This is a genomic window from Streptomyces avidinii (assembly GCF_014650695.1).
GTDB classification, from domain to species: Bacteria; Actinomycetota; Actinomycetes; order Streptomycetales; family Streptomycetaceae; genus Streptomyces; species Streptomyces avidinii.
The window spans coordinates 327,938-345,114 of record NZ_BMVL01000003.1 but is presented as its reverse complement, the minus strand read 5'-3'; the positions used below and the strand labels follow the sequence as shown (position 1 = coordinate 345,114).

The window sequence follows — 17,177 nt, the reverse complement described above, 5'->3', positions numbered from 1 at the left end:
ACTGCCCGGAAGGTCAGCGCGCGCGGTCGTCGGCCGGCATGGGGGAAGGAGCCTCGGTGGCCCAGGCCAGCAGCATCCGCAGGGCGTCGTGCGAGGGGCTGCCCGGCTCGGCGCCATACGTGATCAAGGCCTGATCCGGGTCGTCCGTCGGGCGCAGGGTCTCGTAGGCGAGTTGCAGATCGCCGACCACCGGATGGTGGAATCGCTTGGTACCCGAGGTCTTGTCCTGCACTGGATGCTCGGCCCACCAGCGGCGGAAGTCCTCGCTCTTCATCGACAGTTCGCCGATCAAGCTCGCCAAACGGGGGTCCTCGGGGTGCCGCCCTGCGTCCATGTGGAGGTAGGCCACGTTCTCGCGGGCGCAGGAGTCCCAGTCCGCATACAGCTCCCGGGACGTCTCGTCGAGGAAGGTGATGCGGGCGATGTTGCGTTCGGCTGGGTCCAGATCCGCGTAGTCGCCGAAGAGGGCGACCGCTGCCGTATTCCAGGCCAGTATGTCCATGCGTCGGCCCATCACCATCGCTGGCATGTCCACCAGATCGTCCAGCAACCGCTGGAGCATGGGGCGTACGCCTTGCGGCCGCGCCTGGCTCTGGGGAACGTGCCGGGCGGCGGGCTGCGGTCGGACGAGGCGGTGCAAGTGCCGGGTGGCATCCCCGTCCAGCCGCAGGGCGCGGGCGAGGGCGTCGAGTACCGCGCCCGAGGGGTTGGGCACGCGGCCCTGTTCCATCCGGGTGTAGTAGTCGACGCTCACTCCGGCGAGTGTCCTGGGCGGTGATGTAGGACGACCGCGGGGAAAGGAGGAAGGCGACGGTCTCGGCGATGTCCTGGGCCTGGCCGAGCCGCCTCAGCGGCACCTGGGCGCGGATGGCATCGTGCGAGGCAGGGTCCGGGTTGGCGGCATCGAACATCTCGGTGACGATGTAGCCCGGGCTGATCGAGTTGACCCGGATGCCGCGCCCGGCGAGATCACTGCCCAGTGTGCGGGCCAGATTGTGGACGGCGGCCTTCGTGGCCGCATACACCGGTGCGACGGCCAGGCCCCGGTGCAGGGTCCACGAGGCGTTGAGCACGATCGATCCGCCGCCCGCCGCCTCGAGCAGCGGCAGCACCTTCTGGACGGTGAAGAACACCCCCTTGAAGTTGACGTCGACGCTGAGATCGAAGTCCCGCTCGGTGACCTCGCCACTGCGCTGGAACACGCCGACCCCGGCATTGGCGAACACCCCGTCCAGACGTCCGTGTCGTTCACGGATCAGGGCGGCCAGGCGGTCGAGATCGGTGAGGCTGGCGGAGTCTGCCCGGACCGTGAACAGACGGGCACCCTGGTCGGACGCCTTGTCCAATTGTTCGGCTGCACGGTCGAGGCGGGCATCGTCGCGGCCGGTGATGACGATATGGGCGCCGGCTTCAAGGAGCAGACGCGCGGTTGCCAGGCCCATTCCGCTGGTTCCGCCGGTGATCAGGACGACACGGTCGTGGAAGCCGGTCACATCACTGTTGCTGTCGGTCATGACCACAGCTTCGCCACCAGTCGTCGGGCCGGCCAGGGCCGGATCAACCCGGGTCTCCCGGAGCCCCCCTCCTGCGGACAGCCGAGCCGGCCTCCACCACACGGCCCTGGACGTCCAACGATGCGATACGCGCCGCCTGTCGTCATCACCTGGCCGTACGAGAACGGCATGGTCAAAGGCGGCCCCGACCGAGTCATCTACGACGAGCTGATGGCCGCCCCCGAACACGAGCGGTGCTGGACGAACTCGGGGCCCGGGGGCACCCTCAGCGGCGCACGCGGGGCATGCCCAGGCCGATCCAGGAGATGATCTCGCGCTGGATCTCGTTGTTGCCCCCGCCGAAGGTGAAGATCACGGCGCTGCGGTAGCCGCGTTCGAGTTCGCCGTGGAGGACCGCGCCCGCGGAGCCGTCCTTGAGGGAGCCCGCCGCGCCGACGATCTCCATCAGCCAGGCGTAGGCGTCGCGGCGCGCCTCCGAGCCGTACACCTTGACCGCCGAGGCATCCTGCGGGGTGAGGGTGCCGGCCTGGACGGCGCCCACCATCTGCCAGTTGAGAAGTTTCATCGCGTCGAGCCGGGCGTGGGTGCGCGCGAGGCGGCCGCGGACCCAGGAGAGGTCGATGACCCGGCGCCCGTCGGCGAGTTTCGTCGCCGCCGCCCAGCGCTGGACGTCGTGGAGGGCCCGGATGGCCATGGTGCCGTGTGCGGCCAGGGTGACCCGTTCATGGTTGAGCTGGTTGGTGATCAGGCGCCAGCCCTTGTTCTCCTGGCCGACGCGGCGGTTCGCCGGGACACGGATGTTCTCGTAGTAGCTGGCCGTGGTGTCGTGCGAGGCGAGGGTGTTGATGAGGGTGCAGGAGTAGCCGGGGTCCGAGGTCGGGACGAGGAGCATGGTGATGCCCTTGTGGGCGGGGGCGTCCGGGTCGGTGCGCACGGCGAGCCAGACCCAGTCGGCGGTGTCCCCGTTGGTGGTCCAGATCTTCTGCCCGTTGACGACGTAGGTGCCGGTCTCCTCGTCGCCCTCGCGGACGGCCTTGCAGCGGAGCGCGGCGAGGTCGGTACCGGCGTCGGGCTCGCTGTACCCGATGGCGAAGTCGATCTCCCCGGCGAGGATCTTCGGCAGGAAGTAGGCCTTCTGCTCGTCGGTGCCGAACTGCATGATGGTCGGCCCGACCGTGTTGAGCGCCATCAGGGGCAGCGGTACGACGGCCTGTGCGGCTTCGTCGAAGAAGATGAACTGGTCCATCGGCGTCATCCCGCGACCGCCGTACTCCTTGGGCCAGCCCACCCCGAGCCAACCGTCCGCGCCGAGCCGGCGGATGGTGTCGCGGTAGAAGCGCTTCTGGGCGGCCGGGTCCTCGTAGCGGGCGTAGACGTCCTGCGGCACGAGCTCGGCGAAGTAGGCGCGCAGCTCGGTGCGCAACTGCTGCTGCTCAGGCGTGTATTCGAGGTGCACGGCCCCTCCGGGAGTCTCGCGGTCCAGCCGGTCGCTGTGGTGGCGGCGGTCAGACTAGAACCTGTTACAAGAATTCGGAAGGACCCGCGAGTCGGCTGTTCGGGCACGCCGTTCATACTCTCGACCATGACGAGCCCACGCAGCAGAGCGGAATTCTTCGTCGAACCCGAGCGGGACGGCCGCTTCAGCGGCCCCGCGACCGGGGACGAACGGCGGATGCTGGCCGACGTCGAGCGCCGCTGGTTCCGGCAGGTCCTGGCGGGCGAGGACGCGCCGCCGCTGTTCTCCTCGGCGGACGATCCCGACGGGGACTTCGACGGAGCGCTGTCCACCGATCCCGCAGCGGTCGGGGCGGCCTGGGAGGCGTGGCGCACCGAGGTGGCCTTCGCCGAACGTTTCGTCGCCGAGGCGCCCGACCTGGAGGTCGAGGCCGTCGACGCCTGGCGCGGGACGGTGTCGCTGCGCTGGGTTTTGATCCACATGGTCGAGGAGTACGCGCGGCACAACGGGCACGCCGACCTGTTGCGCGAACGCATCGACGGGGCCATCGGCATCTGAGACCGCCCCGCCCCTCAACTCCCGCAAACGTCGGTGCGGTTGGACTTCCTGCCGCACAATGGGCGGACATGGACATCGACGCATGGCGCCGCGAGGACCCCGAGTTCACGCGGGCGGTGACGCAGATCCACGAGCCGGGCGGGCTTCCCGTCGACTCCGGGGTCCCGGCCCGGCACGCGTACTGGGAGCTGCTTCCGGGGGACGTACGGGCACGGCTGCTGGAGAAGGCCGGCCGGTGCCTGACCTGGTGGGCCGGGCCGAATTCCGACGGGCGCCCCTCCGCAGTGGTCGTCGGGGACCGCGGGCTGTGCCGGGTCGGCCAGGTGCAGCAGGGCGAGGTGGCCGAGTTCCGCGGGCAGCGGGCCCGCGTCGAGCCCGGTTCGCTGCACAGCCGGACCTTCGACGGGCGGCCCGCGCCGGACGGCCGGGCCACCGCCCCGGGGTTGCCGGGAGCTCCGGTGCTGCGGCTGGACCTCGTCCCGGAGGCGCAGGGCGTCCTCGGCCATTTCCCGCCGGCCGTACAGGACTTCCTGCAGCGCCCCTTCCTCGGTGGGGACGCCCGCGTCACCGCCGACTGGTACTACGACGAGACCGTCGAACCCGAGCGGACCACCTGGTTCGTCGTCCTCGTGCTGTCCACCGACGGCGCCCTGGCGCTCGCCGAGGGCACCCGGACCCTGGACCGGGGCGCCCGCCCGGGCCGGGCCGAGTGGCACGGGATCCAGTGCCACCGGGCCCGCCTCACACCGCGCTGATCCCCCGGCGACGCCCGCCGTCAGGTGTAGAGGTACATGATGTCGAACTGGACGAGGTCGCCGGCCGTGTCGAAGAGGTACCGGCCCGAGGGATTGCCCTCCGCTCCCGTTTCGTTCGCGTAGGCGTCGAAGCCCGGGCTGTGCTGCCAGGCCGCGGCGGGAACGTACTGCTTCAACGGGTCGGGCAGCTCGGACGGCGTGGCGGGGGCGAAGGCGTGCTCGGGCCTGCCGGTGATCGCGGCCGCACCGCCGGCCGACAGGTGGGCGACGCCGACCAGGCGGACCCGGGAGTCGGGGCCCGGGATGCTCCGGTCACCGCCGCCTGACTCGTCGATGTCGTAGCCCATCCAGTGCGCGTCGGTCAACTCGCCGAGGAACAGCAGGAGCCGCCGGTTCAGCGGCTCCGTGTCGGTACGGACCTCGGGCCCGGACGGCCGGGTCGGCCCCGGCCACAGGAGGTACGTCAGGCCCGCGCCCGCCGTCAGCAGCGGGAGGCCGGCGATCAGCAGGAACCGGCGGCGGTCCGTGTGGCCCCGCTGGTGTTCCGGCTGCACGCTCATGATCGCCGCCTTCCGTGGTCCGTCAGTTCAGCGCGCCGATCATAGCCGTGGCCGTCACCGTCATCGCCGTACGGGCGGCCGTCAGGTACGGCCGGGGGTCCGCCGGGGTCAGGTGGGTGCGGATGGCTTCGGTCATGGCCACATTGAGCGCGGTGCCGATGTTGACCTTGCGGATGCCGCCCGCGACGGCCGCCGCGAGTTCGGCGTCCGGCAGTCCGGAGGAGCCGTGCAGGACGAGCGGCACGTCCACGGTCTTGGCCAGCCGGGCCAGCAGCACGTGGTCCAGGGCCGCGGTCCGGCTGGTCATCGCGTGGCTGCTGCCGATGGCGACGGCGAGGGCGTCGACCCCGGAGTCGGCGACGAACCGCCGGGCCTCGTCGGGGTCGGTACGGGCACCGGGCGCGTGCGGGTCCAGCGGTGCGGCGCCGTTCTTGCCGCCGACCTCTCCCAGCTCGGCCTCGATCCACAGCCCGTTGGCGTGCGCCCAGTCGGCGGCGGACCGGGTGGCCTCCAGGTTCTCGGCGTACGGGAGCTGCGCGGCGTCGTACATCACCGAGCTGTACCCCGCGTCGCACGCCCGCCGGAGCAGTTCGGGGCTCTTGACGTGGTCGAGGTGCAGGCCGACGGGGACCGCGGCGGCCTCCGCGCAGGCGGCGGCGGCCCGGGAGATGGGCAGCAGCTGACCGCCGCGGAACTTCACGGCGTTCTCGCTGAGTTGGAGGATGACCGGCAGGCCGGCCGCTTCGGCCCCGGCGACCACGGCTTCGGCGTGCTCCAGGGTGATGATGTTGAAGGCGGCGACGGCCCGGCCGGCCGTGGCCGCCTCCAGGACGAGGTCGCCCGCGGCGACGAGGCTCATCGGACCGCCTCCTCGCCGGTGGTGAGGATCACCGACCGGGTGAGGTGGCGCGGCGCGTCCGGATCCAGCTGCCGGTGGGCGGCGACGGCGAGGGCGAGGCGGTGGACGCGGACCAGCTCGGCGAGCGGGTCGAGCCGCCCGGGCACCCACTGGGCGCCGGTGGCGCGCACCTGTTCGGCGAGCCCGTCGGGATCCTCGTCGAGCGACCAGGTGACGGTGCCGGGTCCGGAGACGCTGATCGGCCCGTGCCGGTACTCCATCGCCGGGTAGGACTCGGCCCAGGACAGCGCGGCCTCGCGCATCTTCAGCGCGGCCTCGTCGGCGAGCCCGACGCTCCAGCCGCGGCCGAGGAAGGTGAACTGCCCGCGGCCGGCGATCCCGTCGGGGAGCGGCTCGACGAGGGCGCTGCGGGCGTCGGCGACGACGGTGGCGGTGTGCAGCCCGACGTGGGCGCGCAGCAGGGTGAGGGCGGTGGTCGCGAACCGGGTCTGCACGACGGACTGTTCGTCGGCGAAGTCGAGGACGACGAGCTCGTCCGCGGCCGTCATCACCGGGGTCGCCGGATCGCCGACGACGGCGGTCGTGGGCACGCCCGCGTCCCGGAGCCCGGCCAGCAGGTCCAGTACCTCGGTGGTGGTACCGGACCGGGTCAGGGCCACGACCCGGTCGTAGCGCCGGTGGCGCGGGAACTCCGAGGCGGGGAAGGCGTCGGTCTCGCCCTGCCCGGCCTCCTCGCGCAGCACGGCGGCCGCGCGGGCCATGTAGTACGAGGTCCCGCACCCGACGATCGCGGTACGCTCCCCCGGCTGCGGGAGCACCGCCCGCCGGGCCGGGGCCAGTTCGGCGGCCCGCTCCCAGCATGCGGGCTGCGTGCCCAACTCGTACGCGACGTGACTCATACAGGCTCCCTCGTGCGACAGACGGGTCTGGATGGTGAATACGTGACTGCGTGACTGCGTGACTGCGTGACCGTAAGAATGCGTTTTCCTGCAAGATATCGGGCTGTTTCACGCAACTTCAAGCATCAACGGGTCGATCGGCTGAGTTAGTGTCGCCGGGTGGGCCGATGGCGGCCGTCGAAAACGCCGTGGAACGAATGTCGCAGAACACCGAAGGGGGCGGCCGATGACCCGCAAGGAGCGCTGGCAGGCACTGCTGGACCTGCTCGTGGAGCGGGGCGAGCTGGAGGTGGAACCGGCTGCCGAGGCCCTCGGCGTGTCCGCCGCGACCATCCGCCGCGACCTCGACCAGCTCGCCGAACAGCAGCTGCTGGTCCGCACGCGCGGCGGAGCGGTGCTGCACGGGGTCTCGTACGAACTCCCGCTGCGTTACCGCACGTCGCGCCGCGCCGCCGAGAAGCGCCGGATCAGCGAGGCGGTGGCGGCCCTGATCGCGCCGGGCGAGGTGATCGGCCTGACGGGCGGGACGACGACCACCGAGGTGGCGCGGGCCCTGGCGGGACGCCCCGACCTGGCCCAGGGCTCCCCGGCGCTCACCGTGGTGACCAATGCCCTCAACATCGCGGGCGAGCTGGTGATCCGCCCGCAGTTCAAGATCGTCCTGACCGGCGGCGTGGCCCGCCCCCAGTCCTACGAGCTGACGGGACCGCTCGCCGAACAGGTCCTCGGGCAGCTCGCGGTGGACACGGCGGTCCTGGGCGTGGACGGCTTCGACCCCGCGGACGGCGCGGCCACCCGCCACGAGGACGAGGCCTCGGTCAACCGCCTGCTGTGCGAACGCGCCCGCCGGGTCGTCATCGCGGCCGACTCCAGCAAACTGGGCGTCCGCGCCTTCGCCCGTATCTGCGCGACCTCACAGGTGGACGTCCTGGTGACGGACACGGGCCTGACCCCGGCGGTGGCCGGGGCGTTCGGGGCCCGGGGGGTGGAGGTGCTACGGGTGTGAGGGCCCTCGGGGCCCGCGGGCCGTGGCGGGAGCCTCGATCGGCCCCGCGGTCGGACGATGGCCGCGCGGCGCGGGTCGGCGCGGGTGAGCAGTACGGGGTCCGCCGCCTCAGTGCGCGGGCAGGCGCTCCGACTCTCGGACCAGGGCGGCCAGGACCGGGGCGATGAGCGGGTGGGTCTCGGCGCCTCGGCGGGTGGCCGCGAAGACGCGCCGGGTTGCCGCCGGGCCCGTGACCGGGCGGACCTGGACCTCCTTGAGGTCCATGCCCCGCAGGGCCGAGCGCGGTACGAGGGCCACTCCGGCCCCCGCGCCCACCAGGGCCGTCACCGCACGGAAGTCGTCCGAGGAGTGCACGAACCGGGGTGCGAAGCCCGCCAGTTCGCAGGCGAGCAGGGTCACGTCGTGGCACGGGTTGCCCGGGTACTGGCCCACCCAGTCCGCGTCGGAGAGGTTCGCCAGCGCCACGGCGGGCAGGTCGGCCAGCGGATGCCCCGAGGGCAGGACCGCGTCGAAGGGTTCCGCGTACAGGGGGAGCACGGAGAGCCGTGCATCGTCGGCGCCCGGGCCGCCCCGGTACTCGACCGCCAGCGCGAGGTCCGCCTCGCCGTCGAGCAGCAGCGGCAGGCTCTGGTCGCCCTCCGCGTCCCGTACCCGCAGCCGGATCCCCGGCTGTTCGAGCGCGAGCCGGGCGATGGCCGGGGCCAGTACCTCCGCGATGCCCGTGGCGAAGGCGGCGACGGTGACCTCGCCCGCCGAACCGCCCGCGTACGCGGCGAGTTCCGCCTCCGCCCGCTCCAGCTGCGCGAGCACCTCGTGGGCGTGGCCGAGCAGGATCTCACCGGCCGCGGTGAGTCGTACGCCGCGCCCGCTGCGGGTGAGCAGCACGTGGCCCGTCTCCTGTTCCAGCGCCGCGAGCTGCTGGGAGACGGCGGACGGGGTGAGGTACAGGGCTGCGGCCGCGGCGGTCACCGTACGGTGGTCCGCCACGGCCCGCAGGATGCGCAGCCGGCGGGGGTCGATCACCCCACCATTGTCTCAGGGCGCACAGGTCCCTCAGACCTCTCGGCCCCCTCAGACCCCGGAGGCCTCAAGGGCGGCACGGGCGTCGATGAAGGCGGCCACCGCGCGCTCGACGTCGGCCGTCGAGTGGGCCGCGGAGAGCTGGACGCGAATGCGCGCCGCGCCCATCGGGACGACCGGGTAGGAGAAGCCGATGACGTACACGCCGCGCTCCAGGAGCAGCTCCGCCATCCTGGCCGCCTCCGCAGCGTCACCGATCATGACCGGGGCGATGGCGTGGTCGCCGGGCAGGACCTCGAAGCCGGCCTCGGTCATCTTCGTGCGGAAGAGCGCGGTGTTGTCGGCGAGGTGTTCACGCAGGTCACCGGCCGACTCCAGCAGGTCGAGGACCTTGAGGGAGGCCGCCGCGATGACCGGGGCGAGGGAGTTGGAGAAGAGGTACGGGCGCGAGCGCTGGCGCAGCAGTTCCACGATCTCGGCGCGGGCGGCGACGTAGCCGCCGGAGGCGCCGCCGAGGGCCTTGCCGAGGGTACCGGTGATGATGTCGACGCGGTCCATGACGCCGTGCAGCTCGGGGGTGCCGCGGCCGCCGGGGCCGACGAAGCCGACCGCGTGGGAGTCGTCGACCATGACCATGGCGTCGTAGCGGTCGGCGAGGTCGCAGATCTCCGCGAGCGGGGCGACGTAGCCGTCCATGGAGAAGACACCGTCGGTGACGATCAGCTTGCGGCGGGCGCCGCCCTCGGTGGCTTCCTTCAGGCGGGCTTCGAGCTCGGCCAGGTCGCGGTTGGCGTAGCGGAAGCGGCGGGCCTTGGAGAGGCGGATGCCGTCGATGATCGAGGCGTGGTTGAGGGCGTCGGAGATGACCGCGTCCTCGGCGCCGAGCAGGGTCTCGAAGACACCGCCGTTGGCGTCGAAGCAGGAGGAGTAGAGGATCGTGTCCTCCTGGCCGAGGAAGGCGGAGAGGCGTGCCTCCAGCTCCTTGTGCACCTCCTGGGTACCGCAGATGAAGCGGACGGAGGCCATTCCGTAGCCCCAGCGGTCCAGGGCTTCCTTCGCGGCGGCGACGACCTCGGGGTGGTCGGCCAGGCCCAGGTAGTTGTTCGCGCAGAAGTTGAGCACCTCACCGGCCGCGCCGCCCGAGGTGACGGCGACGGCCGCGTTCTGCGGGGTGCCGATGACGCGCTCGGGCTTGTGCAGGCCGGCGGCGCGGATCTCGTCGAGGGTGGAGCGCAGGTCCTCGCGGACGGTGTCGAACATGTGCGGTTCTCCTTGTGCGGCGGCGGAGGGCGACGAGGGAGGGGGCCGGGCCCCGCGGAGGGGGGAGGGTGTGCGGGGCCCGGCCCGGAGGGAGATGGTTCGGTGGGTGGCGGGAGCGGCGGTTACGCCGTCCAGTCCAGGATGATCTTGCCGCTGCGGGCGGTCGACGCCTCGTCGAAGGCGGCCTCGAAGTCGCGGTGCGAGTAGCGGCCGGTGATGACCGGGCTGAGGTCGAGCCCGCCCTCCAGCAGCACGGTCATCGCGTACCAGGTCTCGAACATCTCGCGGCCGTAGATGCCCTTGATCGTGATCATCGAGGTGACGACCTTCGCCCAGTCCACCGGGAACTCCTGGGCGGGCAGGCCCAGCATGGCGATGCGGCCGCCGTGCGTCATGTTGTCGATCATGTCGCGCATGGCCTCGGCGCGGCCGGACATCTCCAGGCCGACGTCGAAGCCCTCGCGCAGGCCGAGCTTGGTCTGCGCCTCGGCGATCGAGGACTCGGCGACGTTGACGGCGAGGGTGGCGCCCGCCTTGCGGGCGATCTCCAGCCGCTCGGGGCTGACGTCGGTGATGACCACGTTGCGCGCGCCGGCGTGCTTGGCCACGGCCGCCGCCATGATCCCGATCGGGCCGGCGCCGGTGATCAGCACGTCCTCGCCGACCATCGGGAAGGACAGGGCCGTGTGCACGGCGTTGCCGAAGGGGTCGAAGATCGCGGCGACGTCCAGGTCGACGGCGGTCCGGTGCACCCACACGTTCTGGGCCGGCAGGACCACGTACTCGGCGAAGGCGCCGTCGCGGCCGACCCCGAGGCCGATCGTGCTGCGGCACAGGTGGCGGCGGCCGGCCAGGCAGTTGCGGCACTTGCCGCACACCAGGTGGCCCTCGCCGCTGACCAGCGCGCCGATCTCGATGTCCTGGACGTCCGCGCCCAGCGCCGCGACCTCGCCGACGAACTCGTGGCCGAGGACGAGGGGGGTCCTGACCGCGCCCTGCGCCCAGCCGTCCCAGGCCCGGATGTGCAGATCGGTCCCGCAGATGCCGGTGCGCAGCACCTTGATCAGCACGTCGCCGGGGCCGTACTCGGGCTCGGGGACGTCCATGAGCCACAGGCCGGGTTCTGCCTTGTGCTTGACGAGTGCCTTCATGGGGTGGCTCCAGGCATGCGGAAGGGGACGCCGTGGGCGGATGGACCCGAACGGCGGCGGTGACGTGCACCAATCTGCCGATCGGCGCGGTGATCAGTCCATCGAGACTTTCTTAAGCGGGTCGACAGCGCAGCTTCACGCCTATGCTCCTCCCGTAATGCGGAAGGGGCTCGCGCCGGCGACGGCGCGGGGCAAAAGGGGAGGTGAGGGGCGTGCCGAGTCTGCGCAGCAGGGCGCTGTCGGCGGCGCTGATCGCGGCGGGACGGCGAAGACGGTTCGCGAGCGCGGAGGCGGTCCGGGCCCGGGTGGCGGAATCCGCCCGCCGGCCGGCCTCCCATCTGCCGCCGAGGTCGCTGGGGCGGGTGGCCGACATCTCGCGGACCTTCGTCGGGGCCTGGCCCGTGTACGACGTCTCCCCGCTCGGGGCGGAGCCCGCGGCCCACGTGCTGTACGTGCACGGCGGCGGCTACATCCACGAGCTGGTGCGCCCGCACTGGGCGCTGATCCGGACCCTGGTCACCCGCGCCCGGGCGCGGGTCGTCGTACCCGCGTACATCCTCGCTCCGCGCGGTACCGCCGACCGGACCGTCCCGGTCGCCGCCGACCTGCTGAGCGGTCTGATCGCGAGCGGCGGCTCCGCCGGAACGGTGCTCATCGGGGACTCGGCGGGGGCCGGGCTGGCGTTGGCGGCCGCCCAGCGGCTGCGCGACCGCACGGGGGACCAGCCGTCCCGGATCGTGCTGATCTCGCCCTGGCTGGACGTGACCATGAGCCATCCGGACCAGGCGGCCATCGAGGCGGACGATCCGCTGCTGGCGCGCCCGGGGCTGCTGGAGGCCGGACGGCTGTACGCCGGGACCCTGGCCGCCGACGACCCCCGGGTGAGCCCGCTGCACGGGGGATTCGCCGGGCTGGCTCCGATGACGGTGTTCACCGGGACCCGGGACGTGCTGTCCACGGACAGCCGGGAGCTGCTGCTCCGGGCCCGCGCGGACGGGGCCGAGGTGGAGTTCCACGAGGAGGCGGGGTTGCCGCACGGGTACCCGCTGCTGCCCCTGCCGGAGGGGCGGGCGGCGCGCGAGCGGATCGTCGAGCTGATCAGGTCGACGGCGGCGCTGTGAGGGCACGGCGGTGACCGCGGGGGCGGCTATGCCGTGCAGGTCATCAGGGAGCTGATCGGCCAGGCACGGTACGCCGTCCAGTACGCCTCGTCCCGTACGGCGTCGGCGGGCGGTGTCCGGTTGGGCTGCCAGCCGACGGTGACGAAGCCCGCGTCGACGGCGGCCTCGGCGAGGTCTGCGTGAGCCCATTCGCGGATCTCGAAGGGCACCGGCGGCTCGGTCAGGAAGTGCGCCTTGAGCAGCGGCGCGTCGCCGTCCGGGACCCGGTCGAGGATCCGCACCCCGTAGGGGGACCAGTCCACGCGCGGGAACGCCCCCGCGTTGGGCACGATGGCGAGCAGCCGCCCGCCCGCGCGCAGGTTGGCGCGGACGGACCGGAACATCGCGTGCAGGGACCTGCGGTCGGGCGCGTAACTGAAGACGTACGCGGCGGTCGCGAGGTCGAAGGGGCCGAGGTGGGGCAGGCCGGTGGCGTCGGCGACGTGGTACTCGACGTCCGGCCGGTCCTTCGTCGCCTCGTGCTCGCGGGCCAGGCGGATCATCTCTTCCGAGACGTCGACGCCGACGGTCCGCCGGGCCCCGCCGCGGGCCAGTAGCCGGGTGTTGTATCCGTATCCGCAGGCCAGGTCGAGGGCGTCGAGTCCGCGCACGCCGCCGAGGGCGTCGAGGGCTCCGTGCAGGGTGTAGGTGTCGGCCGCGGAGAAGGCCGCCGTGCTGGTCGACTCCGCGTAGCGCTCGCCGATGGTGTCGTACTGGAACCGCATGTTCTGCCTTCCGGGGGCCTGCCGGGGGTGGGACGCCTGCGTATCGTGCCCCGGGGCGCGTCCGGGGGGCGGTCCGCACACCCGTGCGTCCCCCGGATGAGGGAAACGGTCGGCCGATCGGCCGGGACCGGGGCCGGATACCGCGGGACCGGCCGGGATGCAGGGGTCGCCGCCGAGGGCGCATCCTGGCTGTGTGATGGCGAGAGCGGACAGCGCCGGCGCCGCGCCCGACACCACGGATGCCCCTGATGCGACGGCCCGGGTGCTCGCACGGGCCGCCGTGAACGCGATGGAGGCCGTCGGTGGGTACGCGGCCGGCGTCTACCTGCGCTCCCCCACCACCGGGCTGCTCCTGATGGCCGTGTTCACCGGGCTGCCGCTCCAGCTGTTCCGGCCCTGGTGGCGGATGCAGGTCAACCGTCCGTTCCCGGTCGCCGAGGCCTACCGCTCCGGGCAGGCGGTGCTGCTGCCCGACGCCGAGTCCACCATGAGCCGCTTCCCGCAGCTGATGGCCGGGCTGCCGTTCCCCTTCGCGTCGCTGTACGAGCCGGTGACCGACGGGACCGAACGGTTCGGCGTGCTGGTGGTGCTGCGCGAGGCGACCCCGGGCATCCCGGTGGGAACCGCGGACCGTGAGCGGCTCCGACTGGCCGCGGAGCGGCTGGCCGCCGAACTCGCCGCACTCACGGCGGCGGGGGCGCGTGTGGTGTGGGAGGGCGACCCGGTGGGCGGGCCTGCGCCGCCGCCCGAGGCCGGGGCCGAGGGGGCGCGCAGGGCCGCCGACCGCCTCGCGCAGGCGGTCCTCTCCCTGGACCGGCAGGGCCGGATCGGCTACGTGAACACGGCGGCCGAGCACCTGCTCGGCATCGGCGGGCCGCAGCTGCAGGGGAAGCTGCTGTGGCAGGCGCTGCCGTGGCTCGGGCATCCGGCCTACGAGGACCACTTCCGGGCCGGCTTCATGTCCGGGGAGCCGGTGCACTTCGCCGCCCGGCGCGGTCGGCACCCCCCCGGGCAGTGGCTGTCGGTGGACCTGTACCCGTCGGTCGACGGGGTGACCCTGACCCTGGGCACCTCCGCGAAACCCGCCTACGCGCCGACGTCCCGGGCCGGCCGGGACCCGGACGCCGACCCGGCCGTGGCCGCGGATGCGGACGTGGACGTGGATGCGGACGTGGACCTCGACGCGTCCGCGGACGAGGCCTCGGCGCTGTACCGGCCGGTGGCCCTCGCCATCGCACTGACGGAGGCCGTCACGGCCCGGCAGGTGTCGGCGGTGGTCACCGAGGAGCTGCTGCCGGCCTTCGGCGGCCGCCAACTGGCGATCTACCTGCTGGACGAGCGGCACCTGTATCTGGCCTGGGAGACCGGTTTCCCGATGGGCTTCCTCAACCGGTTCGACGGGGTCTCGCTCGACGTCCGGCTGCCGGGGGTCGAGACGCTGACCACCGGCCGCCCGATGTTCTTCGAGTCGATGCAGCACCTGGCCGCCGCCTATCCGGGCATTCCGCTGGACGCCGATGTTGGCGCCCGTGCCTTCCTTCCGCTGATCGCCTCCGGCCGGCCGGTCGGCTCGTGCATCCTCGGCTTCGACGCGCCCCGCGGCTTCAGCGCCGAGGAGCGTACGGCGCTCACCGCGCTCGCCGGGCTGATCGCACAGGCCCTGGCGCGGGCCCGGCGGTACGACAGCGAGGCGGCGCTCGCCCGCGGTCTGCAGTCGGCCCTGCTGCCGCACCGGCTGCCGGTGCGCGAGCACGTGGCCACGGTCGGCCGCTACCTCCCCGGCACCCAGGGCATGGAAGTCGGCGGCGACTGGTACGACGTCGTCGAGACGGGCACCGGCCTGCTGGCCCTGGTCATCGGGGACGTCCAGGGCCACGGAGTGGCGGCCGCGGCGACCATGGGTCAACTGCGCAGCGCGGTACGGGCCTTCGCACTCAGCGGCAGCACGCCGGAGCAGGTGGTCAGCGGCACCAACCAGCTGCTCATCGACCTGGATCCGGGCCAGTTCGCCAGCTGCTGCTACATGTTGCTCGACCCGGAGTCGGGCTCCGTCATGGCCGCCCGGGCCGGGCACCCGCAGCCGCTGCTGCGCCACCCCGACGGCCGGACCGAGGTGCTGGACCTGGCCGGCGGGGTGGTGCTCGGCATCGACCCGGAGGCCTCGTACCCGGTCACGGAGCTGCGGCTGACGACGGACTCGGTGCTCGCCCTCTACACGGACGGGCTGGTGGAGAAGCCGGGCACCGACATCGACGTCGGGGTGGAGCGGTTGCGGGCGGCCCTGGCCGCGGCCCGGCCCGCCCCGCTGGCCGAGACCGCCGACCGGCTGATCAGCGAGGCGGGCAACGCCGCGGACCGGCCGGACGACATCGCCCTGCTGCTGGCCTCCCGTACGGACTAGGCCCGGCCGGCGTCGGCGCCGGTGTCGGCGTCGGCGTCGGCGTCGGCGTCGGCGTCGGAGCCGGCCAGGGTGAGCGCGGTGTTCACCAGGCCGACGTGGCTGAACGCCTGCGGGAAGTTGCCGAGTTGGCGTCCGGCGAGGGGGTCGTACTCCTCGGCGAGCAGGCCCACGTCGTTGCGTACCGCCAGCAGTCGCTCGAACAGGGCGCGGGCCTCCTCCCGCCGGCCCGTCATGTGCAGGGCGTCGGTCAGCCAGAACGAGCAGGCCAGGAAGGCGCCTTCGTCGCCGGGCAGGCCGTCGACGGTGGAGACCGCGGTGCTGTAGCGGCGGACCAGGCCGCTGCTGCCGAGCTCGGCGCGCACCGCGTCGACCGTGCCGATGACCCGCGGGTCGTCGGGCGGCAGGAAGCCGACCCGCGGGATGAGCAGCGTCGCCGCGTCGAGCTCCTCGGAGCCGTAGTACTGGGTGAAGGTGCCCCGCTCGGGGTCGTAGCCCTTGGCGCACACCTCGCGGTGGACCTCGTCGCGCATGGCGCGCCAGCGGTCGAGCTCACCGGGGATGGAGGGGTCGCTCTCCAGGGTCCGTACGGCGCGGTCGGCCGCGACCCAGGCCATCACCTTGGAGTGGACGAAGTGGCGGCGGGGGCCGCGGACCTCCCACAGCCCCTCGTCGGGTCGGCGCCAGTTGCGTTCCAGGAAGTCGAGGAGCGCGAGCTGGATCCGCCAGGCGTGGCGCTCGGCGGGCAGCCCGGCGGACCTGGCCAGGTGGAGGGAGTCGATGACCTCCCCGTAGACGTCCAACTGGAGCTGGTCGACGGCGGCGTTCCCGACGCGGACGGGGGCGGAGGCGGCATAGCCGTGCAGCCACGGCAGTTCGACCTCGGGGATCCGCCGCTCGCCGGCGATCCCGTACATGATCTGGAGGTCGGCGGGGTCGCCCGCGACCGCGCGCAGCAGCCATTCGCGCCAGGCCCGGGCCTCGTCGAGGAAGCCGGTGGACAGGAGCGAGCCGAGGGTGAGGGTGGCGTCCCGCAGCCAGCAGTATCGGTAGTCCCAGTTGCGGATTCCGCCGAGTTCCTCGGGCAGGGAGGTGGTCGCCGCGGCGACGATGCCGCCGGTCGGGGCGTAGGTGAGCGCCTTGAGGGTGATCAGGGAGCGGGTGACCGCTTCCTCGTACGGGCCTTCGTAGCGGCATTGGGAGGTCCACTCCCGCCAGTCGGCGAGGCTCTGCTCCAGCGCGGAGAAGGGGTCGCAGGGTTCGGGGCGCGGCCGGTGCGAGGGGTGCCAGGTCAGGACGAAGGCGACGCGTCGGCCGGCGGTGACCGGGAACTGGGAGAGGGTGCTGTTCTCCTCGCCCCAGGTGCGGACGGGGGGTTCGCTGCGGAACCAGGCGGAGTCGGGTCCGGCGATGGCCACCCGGTCGCCGTTGCTGCGGCGCACCCAGGGGACGACGTGGCCGTAGTCGAAGCGCAGGCGCAGGGTGCTGCGCATCCTGACCGTGCCGCTGATGCCCTCGAGGATGCGGATGACGTCGGGGGCGGCGCCCTCGCGCTGGGGCATGAAGTCGGTGACCCTGACGGTGCCGGTTTCGGTCTCCCAGTACGATTCCAGGATCAGTGAGCCGTCGACGTAGGCGCGGCGGGTGCAGGGTTCGCCGGGGGCTGCGTCGAGGGGTGCGATGCGCCAGTGGCCGTTCTCCTCGTCGCCGAGGAGCTTGGCGAAGCAGGCCGCCGAGTCGAATCGCGGCAGGCACAGCCAGTCGATGGACCCGTCGCGGCCGACCAGCGCGCTGGTCATCAGGTCGCCGATGAGTGCGTAGTCTTCGATGGGTTGTGTCATTTGTGCGCTATTCCC

At 72.8% G+C, this 17,177-nt stretch carries 15 protein-coding genes and 1 pseudogene; 5 read left to right on the top strand and 11 right to left on the bottom strand.

All coding sequences use genetic code 11. The annotated features are described in order from the left end of the window. Nucleotides 1–13 precede the first annotated feature (13 nt). From IE257_RS09640 to IE257_RS09630, 3 genes and pseudogenes are all read right to left on the bottom strand, one after another. Nucleotides 14–754, bottom strand: coding sequence for a helix-turn-helix transcriptional regulator (locus IE257_RS09640; protein WP_189966768.1), 741 nt, complete (start codon nt 752–754; stop codon nt 14–16). Nucleotides 755–824: 70 nt separating this feature from the next. Further along, nucleotides 825–1,442, bottom strand: a pseudogene (locus tag IE257_RS09635) (SDR family NAD(P)-dependent oxidoreductase); the annotation flags it as partial. 337 nt (nt 1,443–1,779) lie between these two features. Next, complete coding sequence (locus IE257_RS09630) at nt 1,780–2,970, bottom strand: acyl-CoA dehydrogenase family protein (RefSeq protein ID WP_052871286.1); 1,191 nt, start codon at nt 2,968–2,970, stop codon at nt 1,780–1,782. A gap of 126 nt (nt 2,971–3,096) precedes the next feature. Here IE257_RS09630 and IE257_RS09625 point away from each other — a divergent pair, with 126 nt between their 5' ends. Continuing rightward, a complete protein-coding gene (locus IE257_RS09625; RefSeq protein WP_189966766.1) occupies nt 3,097–3,528 on the top strand; it encodes a mycothiol transferase in 432 nt (143 codons plus the stop codon). A 68-nt stretch (nt 3,529–3,596) separates the two neighbouring features. Then, nucleotides 3,597–4,283 carry a hypothetical protein gene (locus IE257_RS09620; RefSeq protein ID WP_189966764.1) on the top strand — a complete coding sequence of 229 codons (687 nt, stop codon included), beginning with the start codon at nt 3,597–3,599 and terminating at the stop codon, nt 4,281–4,283. 20 nt (nt 4,284–4,303) lie between these two features. Here IE257_RS09620 and IE257_RS09615 read toward each other — a convergent pair whose 3' ends face one another. Genes IE257_RS09615 through IE257_RS09605 form a run of 3 tightly spaced genes read right to left on the bottom strand, consistent with a single transcriptional unit; the run spans nt 4,304 to nt 6,601 of the window. After that, nucleotides 4,304–4,843 (bottom strand): hypothetical protein, encoded by a 540-nt coding sequence (locus tag IE257_RS09615; RefSeq protein WP_189966762.1) that lies wholly within the window; start codon nt 4,841–4,843, stop codon nt 4,304–4,306. A 22-nt stretch (nt 4,844–4,865) separates the two neighbouring features. Continuing rightward, a complete protein-coding gene (locus tag IE257_RS09610) occupies nt 4,866–5,702 on the bottom strand; it encodes a class II fructose-bisphosphate aldolase (RefSeq protein ID WP_189966760.1) in 837 nt (278 codons plus the stop codon). After that, nucleotides 5,699–6,601: an SIS domain-containing protein gene (locus IE257_RS09605; protein WP_189966758.1), complete on the bottom strand. Its 903-nt coding sequence runs from the start codon at nt 6,599–6,601 to the stop codon at nt 5,699–5,701. Before IE257_RS09605 ends, IE257_RS09610 begins: the two co-directional genes overlap by 4 nt. A 226-nt stretch (nt 6,602–6,827) precedes the next feature. On the opposite strand from IE257_RS09605, the gene IE257_RS09600 reads away from it, so the two are divergent. Then, the gene (locus IE257_RS09600) at nt 6,828–7,607 is read left to right on the top strand and encodes a DeoR/GlpR family DNA-binding transcription regulator (RefSeq protein WP_189966756.1); all 780 of its coding nucleotides are present in this window, start codon (nt 6,828–6,830) and stop codon (nt 7,605–7,607) included. Nucleotides 7,608–7,715: 108 nt separating this feature from the next. Here the strand turns inward: IE257_RS09600 and IE257_RS09595 are convergent, their stop codons facing one another. The 3 genes from IE257_RS09595 to tdh all read right to left on the bottom strand — a co-directional run bounded on the left by IE257_RS09595 (nt 7,716) and on the right by tdh (nt 11,038). Further along, nucleotides 7,716–8,630 carry a LysR family transcriptional regulator gene (locus tag IE257_RS09595; protein WP_030384372.1) on the bottom strand — a complete coding sequence of 305 codons (915 nt, stop codon included), beginning with the start codon at nt 8,628–8,630 and terminating at the stop codon, nt 7,716–7,718. 48 nt (nt 8,631–8,678) lie between these two features. Next, on the bottom strand, nt 8,679–9,887 hold the full coding sequence (locus IE257_RS09590; RefSeq protein ID WP_189966753.1) for a glycine C-acetyltransferase: 1,209 nt from the start codon (nt 9,885–9,887) through the stop codon (nt 8,679–8,681). A 122-nt stretch (nt 9,888–10,009) separates the two neighbouring features. Then, nucleotides 10,010–11,038, bottom strand: coding sequence for an L-threonine 3-dehydrogenase (tdh, locus tag IE257_RS09585; protein ID WP_189966752.1), 1,029 nt, complete (start codon nt 11,036–11,038; stop codon nt 10,010–10,012). A gap of 212 nt (nt 11,039–11,250) precedes the next feature. Between tdh and IE257_RS09580 the strand changes: the two genes are divergently transcribed. Continuing rightward, on the top strand, nt 11,251–12,159 hold the full coding sequence (locus IE257_RS09580; protein ID WP_189966750.1) for an alpha/beta hydrolase fold domain-containing protein: 909 nt from the start codon (nt 11,251–11,253) through the stop codon (nt 12,157–12,159). A gap of 26 nt (nt 12,160–12,185) precedes the next feature. On the opposite strand, the gene IE257_RS09575 is transcribed toward IE257_RS09580, so the two are convergent. Beyond that, a complete protein-coding gene (locus tag IE257_RS09575) occupies nt 12,186–12,923 on the bottom strand; it encodes a class I SAM-dependent methyltransferase (RefSeq protein WP_189966748.1) in 738 nt (245 codons plus the stop codon). A 289-nt stretch (nt 12,924–13,212) separates the two neighbouring features. Here IE257_RS09575 and IE257_RS09570 point away from each other — a divergent pair, with 289 nt between their 5' ends. Further along, entirely contained in the window at nt 13,213–15,324 is a 2,112-nt protein-coding gene (locus IE257_RS09570; RefSeq protein ID WP_229920266.1) for a PP2C family protein-serine/threonine phosphatase, read from the top strand. On the opposite strand, the gene IE257_RS09565 is transcribed toward IE257_RS09570, so the two are convergent. Beyond that, a complete protein-coding gene (locus tag IE257_RS09565; protein WP_189966746.1) occupies nt 15,321–17,162 on the bottom strand; it encodes a glycoside hydrolase family 15 protein in 1,842 nt (613 codons plus the stop codon). The genes IE257_RS09570 and IE257_RS09565 overlap by 4 nt on opposite strands. Nucleotides 17,163–17,177: the final 15 nt, after the last annotated feature.

What these genes read in the sequence shown, in the direction of transcription:
- IE257_RS09615 (WP_189966762.1), bottom strand. Translation starts at nt 4,843, where the DNA reads ATGAGCGTGCAGCCGGAACACCAGCGGGGCCACACGGACCGCCGCCGG.
- IE257_RS09600 (WP_189966756.1), top strand. Translation starts at nt 6,828, where the DNA reads ATGACCCGCAAGGAGCGCTGGCAGGCACTGCTGGACCTGCTCGTGGAG.
- IE257_RS09570 (WP_229920266.1), top strand. Translation starts at nt 13,213, where the DNA reads ATGGAGGCCGTCGGTGGGTACGCGGCCGGCGTCTACCTGCGCTCCCCC.
- IE257_RS09610 (WP_189966760.1), bottom strand. Translation starts at nt 5,702, where the DNA reads ATGAGCCTCGTCGCCGCGGGCGACCTCGTCCTGGAGGCGGCCACGGCC.
- IE257_RS09625 (WP_189966766.1), top strand. Translation starts at nt 3,097, where the DNA reads ATGACGAGCCCACGCAGCAGAGCGGAATTCTTCGTCGAACCCGAGCGG.
- IE257_RS09605 (WP_189966758.1), bottom strand. Translation starts at nt 6,601, where the DNA reads ATGAGTCACGTCGCGTACGAGTTGGGCACGCAGCCCGCATGCTGGGAG.
- IE257_RS09620 (WP_189966764.1), top strand. Translation starts at nt 3,597, where the DNA reads ATGGACATCGACGCATGGCGCCGCGAGGACCCCGAGTTCACGCGGGCG.
- tdh (WP_189966752.1), bottom strand. Translation starts at nt 11,038, where the DNA reads ATGAAGGCACTCGTCAAGCACAAGGCAGAACCCGGCCTGTGGCTCATG.
- IE257_RS09565 (WP_189966746.1), bottom strand. Translation starts at nt 17,162, where the DNA reads ATGACACAACCCATCGAAGACTACGCACTCATCGGCGACCTGATGACC.
- IE257_RS09575 (WP_189966748.1), bottom strand. Translation starts at nt 12,923, where the DNA reads ATGCGGTTCCAGTACGACACCATCGGCGAGCGCTACGCGGAGTCGACC.
- IE257_RS09590 (WP_189966753.1), bottom strand. Translation starts at nt 9,887, where the DNA reads ATGTTCGACACCGTCCGCGAGGACCTGCGCTCCACCCTCGACGAGATC.